General features: G+C 70.5%; 5 protein-coding genes. 2 read left to right on the plus strand and 3 right to left on the minus strand.

Going from position 1 to position 7,073, the window contains the following annotated elements; all coding sequences use genetic code 11:
- Positions 1-34: 34 nt before the first annotated feature.
- The 3 genes from AB0J64_RS56355 to AB0J64_RS56365 are packed head-to-tail and all read right to left on the minus strand — an operon-like array spanning position 35 to position 3,254.
- Positions 35-1,399: a sugar ABC transporter substrate-binding protein gene (locus AB0J64_RS56355; protein WP_364046759.1), complete on the minus strand. Its 1,365-nt coding sequence runs from the start codon at positions 1,397-1,399 to the stop codon at positions 35-37.
- A gap of 23 nt (positions 1,400-1,422) precedes the next feature.
- Positions 1,423-2,337, minus strand: a complete 915-nt coding sequence (locus tag AB0J64_RS56360; RefSeq protein WP_364046762.1) for a carbohydrate ABC transporter permease — start codon at positions 2,335-2,337, stop codon at positions 1,423-1,425.
- Positions 2,334-3,254, minus strand: a complete 921-nt coding sequence (locus AB0J64_RS56365; RefSeq protein ID WP_364046765.1) for a sugar ABC transporter permease — start codon at positions 3,252-3,254, stop codon at positions 2,334-2,336. Before AB0J64_RS56365 ends, AB0J64_RS56360 begins: the two co-directional genes overlap by 4 nt.
- Positions 3,255-3,627: 373 nt before the next feature.
- Between AB0J64_RS56365 and AB0J64_RS56370 the strand changes: the two genes are divergently transcribed.
- Together AB0J64_RS56370 and AB0J64_RS56375 are read left to right on the plus strand one after the other, a co-directional pair.
- Positions 3,628-4,617, plus strand: a complete 990-nt coding sequence (locus AB0J64_RS56370; protein ID WP_364046768.1) for a LacI family DNA-binding transcriptional regulator — start codon at positions 3,628-3,630, stop codon at positions 4,615-4,617.
- Positions 4,618-4,700: 83 nt separating this feature from the next.
- Positions 4,701-6,734, plus strand: a complete 2,034-nt coding sequence (locus AB0J64_RS56375; protein WP_364046771.1) for a beta-galactosidase — start codon at positions 4,701-4,703, stop codon at positions 6,732-6,734.
- Positions 6,735-7,073 lie beyond the last annotated feature (339 nt).

The following is a 7,073-nucleotide window of genomic DNA, read 5'->3' on the forward strand; positions in this document are numbered from 1 at the left end:
GTCGGCGTACGCCGACCGGGGCCGGTCGAGGGGGTCAGCCGCCGCTGAGGGTGAAGCCCTGCTCGGTGCCGAAGGCGGTGATGCGGTCCTGCCAGGACTTCAGCGCCGCGGACAGGTCACCGCCGCCGTCGATGGCCTGGCCCACGGTGTCCTTGAAGATGCTGTTGGCGTACACCTGGAACGGCAGGTACTGCCAGCCGGGGCGGACGGCGGTCGAGGCGTCGCCCAGGACCTGGTTGATCTTCTGCCCGCCGAAGAAGTCCTGCGGCGCGTCGCGGAACGCCGGGTCGTCGAGCAGCACCTTCGTGGCGGGGAAGAGCCCGGCCTCGGTGTTCAGCGACTTGACGGCCTCCGGGTCGGAGTTGAGCCACTCGGCGAAGGCGACGGCGGCCGGGATGTTCTTGCTCTGCGGGATGACCGCCACCGAGGAGCCGCCGTTCTCGGCGTTCATCGGCTTGGCCGCGTCGTACTGGGGCATCGGGGCGACCGCCCACTTGCCCTTCGTCTTCGGGATGGAGTTCACGATGCCGTTCGGGGCCCAGGCGCCGGTGAGCCAGGCCACGTACTTGCCGGAGCCCATGCCCTTCCACCACTCGTCCGTCCAGCCGGGCTGCGGGTCGACCAGCTTCTCGCTCAGCAGGGTGCTGAAGGTGCTCACCCACTGCTTGACGCCGGGGTCGGAGGCGAGCGTGACGCTGACCGAGCTCTCGCCCGAGGTCTTGAACGGTGTGCCGCCCGCCTGCCAGATCATGCTGTCCACGCCGCCGGCGTCCCCGGGGTCGATCGTGGTGATGAACGAATCCGGGTTGTCGGCCTTGATCTTCTTGGCCGCCTCGGTGAACTCCGCCCAGGTTGTCGGGGGCTTGATCTTCAGCTTGTCGAAGATGTCCTTGCGGTAGAACATCGCCATCGGGCCGGTGTCCTGCGGGATGCCGTAGACGCCGCCGTTGATCGCCACCTGGGACCACGCCGACGCGGCGAACCTGTCCTTCAGCGCGCCGGCGCCGTAGTCGGCCAGGTTGACGACCTGCTTGGAGAGCGCGAACTGAGGCAGCGCGAAGTACTCGACCTGCGCCACGTCAGGCGCGCCGGAACCGGCCTTGATCGCGGTCTGCAGCTTGGTGTACTGGTCGGCGGACTGCCCCGCGTTCACCACGTTGACCTTGATGTTTGGATATTTCGCTTGGAAGCGGGCGACGGTCTTCTCGATCCCCGTGACCCACGTCCAGAACGTCAGCTCGGCCGGCTTGCTCAACGCATCCTGCACCGCCGCCGACGCGCTCGGCGCGGCGGCCGGTGCGGAGGCGCCCCCGCCCCCGGCTCCGCCCCCGCCGCCGCACGCGGCCAGGGCAACCGACAGAGCCGCGGCTACCCCTGCGGTCCTCACCATTGATCTCATGACGTTTCCTCACTTACGGGGGGTTACTGCTTGACGCTTCCGGTGGCCAGGCCCGACTGCCAGAACCGCTGGAGCACCAGGAAGGCGATGATCAACGGCACGATGGACAGCAGGCTGCCGGTCAGGATCAGCTGGTAGGTGGCGTCACCGGCGCCGGAGGTGCCGCTGTTGGCCTGGGCGTTCCACTGGTTGAGCCCGACGGTGAGCGGGAACCAGTCCGGCGTGTTCAGCACGATCAGCGGCAGGAAGTAGTTGTTCCACGTCGCGACCAGTGAGAAGAGCAGGACGGTGACGAAGCCCGGGGCGAGCAGCCGCAGTGCGATGGTCCGGAAGATCCTGAACTCGCCCGCGCCGTCGATGCGGGCCGACTCCAGGATCGAGTCGGGCACCGCGTCGGCCGCGTAGACCCGCATCAGGTAGAGCCCGAACGGGCTGCACAGCGCCGGGATGAGCACCGCCCACGGGGTGTCGACGATCCCGACGCGGCTGAACAGCAGGTACGTCGGCACCGCCAGGGCCGTGCCCGGGATGGAGATCCCGCCGAGCACCATCGCGAACAGCAGCCTGCGGCCGGGGAAGTCGTACTTCGCCAGGGCGTACCCGCCGATGGTGGCCAGCAGGGCGGCCCCGCCCGCGCCCACCACGGAGTAGAGCACGGTGTTGCCGAACCAGCGCAGGAAGATGCCGTTCTGATAGCTCAGGGTGTCGCCGATGTTGGCGAACAGGTGGAAGTCCCCGCCGAACCAGAGCCCGAAGGTCGAGAACAGGTCCGCGCCGCTCTTGCTGGCGTTGGCCAGCAGCCAGAACAGCGGCAGGACCGCGTACACGAACATCACCAGCATGATCACGGTGAGGGTGGGGCTCTTCCCCCGGCGGCGCCTGGCCGCGGGGGAGCGGCGGGCGGCTACGGCGGGGCCCGCCTCGGCGACGGCCGTCACAGCGTCTTCTCCCTTCTCGCGGTGATGAGCTGCACCGCGTACGCCACGACGACGGTGACGAGGCCGAGCACCACGGCGACGGCGGCCGAGTAGTTGATCTGCTGGCCGTTGAACGCGAGGTTGTAGGCGTACATGTTGGGCGTGTAACTCGTACTGATCACCGCGGGTGCGAGCTTCTGGACGATGTTCGGCTCGTTGAAGAGCTGGAAGCTGCCGATGATCGAGAAGATCGTCGCCACGAGGAGCGCGGGGCGCAGGGCGGGCAGCTTGATGCTCCAGGCGGTGCGGATGGCGCCCGCCCCGTCGATCTCGGCGGCCTCGTAGAGCTCTTCGGGTATGGCCCGCAGCGCGGCGTACAGGATGATCATGTTGTAGCCGACGTACTCCCAGGTCACCATGTTGCCGATGGAGGTCAGCATCCAGGAGCGGGACAGCAGGTCGGGCAGGGTGACGTCGAGCGCGTGGCCGATCTGCCCGACCAGGCCGAACTGGTCGCCGTACATGTAGCCCCACATGAGGGCGGCGACCACGGCGGGCACCGCGTACGGCATGAAGATCGTGATGCGGAACAGGGACGGCCAGCGCAGCCTGCCGCTGTCGATGGCGAGCGCGCATCCCAGGGCGAGGAGCAGCATGATCGGCACCTGCACGACCAGGAAGAGCGCCACGCGCAGCAGGCCTGCCCCGAACAGCGCGTCGCCGAGGGCGCGCGTGTAGTTGGCCAGGCCGGCGAAGACCGTGCCGCCGATCAGGCGGTCCTGGAAGAGGCTGAGGTAGAGGGCGTACGCCAGCGGCGCGACCACCGTGACCAGGAAGACCACGAAGAACGGCAGGAAGAACGCGTAGCCGGCGACGCGCAGGCGCAGGAACGGCCGGGCGAGGCCGGGGCGTCCGGCTTCGGCGGCCTGCGCGGTCATCCCGCGCTCCTGGGCGATGTTCGCGCTGCCACGAAGACTGGCACTGCACTCTCCTTGTCCGGGGCCTGGGCGGTCTGGGTGTCGCAGGGCTACCTGCGCCGCTGGGGTCCTGCTCGCTGCGGCAGTCATCGATGATCGAATGTTTACGTAAACATTTGGAATGTGTCCCGTAGTCTGAACCGGCCGCCGAATCATGTCAACAGGTAACCGTCAGTTAACATCCATGGCGATTTCGACCCGTTTGGTGGCCTGCATTGACGGACGGCCCATGTTTGCGTAAACATCGGCCGAGAGCATCGGACGACCAGAGGTGACAGTGGACGGGGCGACACAGGAAACGGCGCCGGGACGGCGCACCCGCAGGCGGCCGTCCATGGCCGACGTCGCCGCGCTGGCCGGGGTCTCCAGCCAGACCGTCTCCCGGGTGGTCAACAACCGGAGCAACGTGGAGGAAGAGACCCGCCAGCGGGTCCTGTCGGCGATGCGCATGCTGGGGTACCGGCCCAACACCGCCGCCCGCGCCCTGGTCACCGGCCAGTTCCGCGCCCTGGGACTGATCAGCTTCGGGCTCGGCAGCTTCGGCAACGCCCGCACCGTGGACGCCGTCACCAGGGCGGCGCAGCGGGCCGGCTACACCGTGAACATGATCGCCATCGAGTCGCAGACCGAGCAGGCCGTGCACGAGGCGTTCGACCAGCTCACGATGCAGGCGGTCGACGGCATCGTGCTCATCGAGGCGCAGATCCTCGACACGCCGGCACTCCGCCTGCCGCCGGGGGTGCCGGTCGTGATGGCCGACGGCGACGTCAGCCACCGCCATCCCATGGTCGACACCGACCAGGTCCAGGGCGCCCGGCTCATCACCCGTCACCTCCTCGACCTCGGTCACGAGACGGTCTGGCACGTCGCCGGGCCCGAGGACTCCTATGCCGCCAAGCGCAGGGCCGAGTCCTGGCACGCGACGCTCAAGGAGGCGGGGGCCGCGGTGCCCGGGGTGCTGTTCGGCGACTGGAGCGCCGCCAGCGGATACGAGGCGGGCCGCGTCCTGGTCCGGCGGCCCGGTGTGACAGCCGTCTTCGCCGCCAACGACCAGATGGCCCTCGGCGTGATGCGGGCCATGATCGAGGCGGGCCGCCGCATCCCCGAGGACGTCAGCATCGCCGGGTTCGACGACCTCGAGGAGTCGGCCTACCTGTCCCCGCCGCTCACCACCGTCCGGCAGGACTTCGACGTGGTGGCTGAGCGGATCGTGGCGCTCATGATCGACCAGATCGAGGCCGGCGCGGCGCCTGCCGACACCGCGTACGTCGCCCCTGAGCTGGTCGTCAGGCAGAGCACCGCCCCACCGCCGTCTCGCCCGTGACCCCCGACCCCATGAAGGGAGGAGCGGCGCCTTCGCCTGCCGGGGCCGCCGCGCCGACGATGAACGCCGTATCTCGTGATGTCATGCCGGTCCAGCGGTTCTGGCGCCGGCTCGGCGGCGTGGCCTTCGGCGGCGACTACAACCCCGAGCAGTGGCCGGCCGAGACCAGGGCCGAGGACCTGCGCCTCATGGCCGAGGCCCGGGTCAACCTCGTCACCGTCGGGGTGTTCGGCTGGGCCCGCGTGGAGCCGGACCGCGGCGCGTACGACTTCTCCCTCTTCGACCAGGTCCTGGATGACCTGCACGCGCACGGGATCACCGCGGACCTCGCCACCATGACGGCGTCGCCGCCGCCGTGGCTCGCGTACGAGCACCCGGAGATCCTGCCGGTCACGGCGGACGGGACCGTGCTCGGCCCCGGCGGCCGGCAGCACTTCTGCCCGTCCAGCCCCGTCTACAGGGAACGGGCCGCGCTGCTGGTGGAGCGGCTGGCCGAGCACTACCACGGCCATCCGGCCCTCGGGTTGTGGCACGTCGGCAACGAGTACGGCTGCCACATTCCCGCCTGCTACTGCGAGGTTTCTGCGGCCGATTTCCGGCGCTGGCTGCGGGAGCGGTACGGCGACGACATCGAGGCGCTGAACGACGCCTGGTCGACCGACTTCTGGTCGCAGCGCTACGCGAGGTTCGAGCACATCCAGCCGCCCCGGGTGGCTCCCACGTACCCCAACCCGGCCCAGCAGCTCGACTACGCGCGCTTCAGCGACGAGGCGCTGCGCGCCTGCTACGACCTGGAGGCCGGCATCCTGCGGCGCGTCACCCCCGACGTGCCGATCACCACGAACTTCCTGGCCGGCCTCAAAGCGGTGGACGCCTTCGGCTGGGCGCCGCGGGTGGACGTCGTGGCGGTCGACTGCTACCCCGACCCCGGCGACGAGCGGCCGCATCTCTTCCCCGGCCTGGTGTACGACACGATGCGCGGGGCCGGGGGAGGGGACCCGTGGATCCTGATGGAGCAGGCGCCGAGCGCGGTCAACTGGCGGGCCAGGAACGCGATCAAGCAGCCGGGCCGGATGCGGCTGTGGAGCTGGCAGGCGGTCGCCCAGGGCGCCGACGCGATCCTCTACTTCCAGTGGCGGCAGTCACGCGGCGGCGCCGAGAAGTTCCACTCGGGCATGGTGCCGCACGCGGGGACCGACAGCAGGGTCTACCGCGAGATCGCGGCGCTCGGCCAGGAGCTGGCCTCGGTCCCCGACCTGCCCGGCACGCGGGTCAGCAACCAGGTGGCGGTCCTGCTCGACTGGAACAGCTGGTGGGCGCTCGAGCTCGACTCCCATCCGTCGGACGGCGTGCGCCAGCAGGACCGCCTGCTCGACCACTACGGCCCGCTGTTCGACCTGGGCGCCGGCGTGGACGTCGTGCCGCCCTCGGCCGACCTGACGGGCTACGCCCTCGTCGTCGTGCCCAACCTGTACCTCCTGTCGAGCGAGGACGCGGGGCGCCTGTCGTCGTACGTCTTCGGCGGCGGCGCGCTGGTCGTGTCGTTCTTCAGCGGGATCGTCGACGAGCACGACCGGGTCCACCTGGGCGGCTACCCCGCGCCGCTCCGCGAGGTCCTCGGGGTGCGGGTCGAGGAGTTCTGCCCGGCCGCCGAGCACGAGACGTTCGCCGTGCGCGGGTGCGGGGCGTTCGGGCGGCTCGAGGGGGTGGCCGATCTGTGGCGGGAGGACCTGCGGCTCACCGGGGCCGAGCCCGAGCTCGTCTTCGACGCCCCCGACTGGGCCGGCCGCCCGGCCGTGACCAGGCACGAGTACGGCGCGGGCACCGCACGCTACCTCTCGACGCGGCTCGACGAGCCCACCATGCGGGCGGTCCTCGCGCGGGCGCTCGCCGACGCGGGAGTGGCTCCCGTGGTCGAGGGCCTGCCTCAGGGGGTCCAGGCGAGCGTACGCACCGGGGCCGGCCGCCGCTTCCTGATCCTGCTGAACCACACCGGCGACAAGCACGACCTCGCACTCGGCGGCGAGTGGACCGACGCGTTCTCGGGCGAGAACGTCTCCGCCGTCACCCTGCCGCCTGCGGGCGTCGCGGTGCTGCGCGCGACCTCGCCGGCCTGACCGGCGGCCACCGGCCCGGAAGATCGCCACGGCGGCCACGGCCGCATCGCGCCCATCGACGGCGATGCGCAGGGTGACGAGGGGTCCCGCCTGCGCGCTGCCGCCCAGCCGCCCGAAGAGGCCGGCTGCGCCTTTGGTCTGCGCCGCGCTTTCGGTCTGCGCCGCGCTTTCGGTCTGCGCCGCGCTTTCGGCCCATGTCTCGTCGGGCCGGCCACGCCGCTCACGATGGACGGCGGGGCAGGCACATCAGCGGGTTGCCGAGACACGTGGCTTGCGTGATGGATGGAAACGGGCGGTGGGCCGCGCAGCGATCGCTGCCGCGCACCGCAGGCCACGAGG

The sequence above is a fragment of the Nonomuraea sp. NPDC049695 genome, from assembly GCF_040674955.1.
GTDB classification, from domain to species: Bacteria; Actinomycetota; Actinomycetes; order Streptosporangiales; family Streptosporangiaceae; genus Nonomuraea; species Nonomuraea helvata.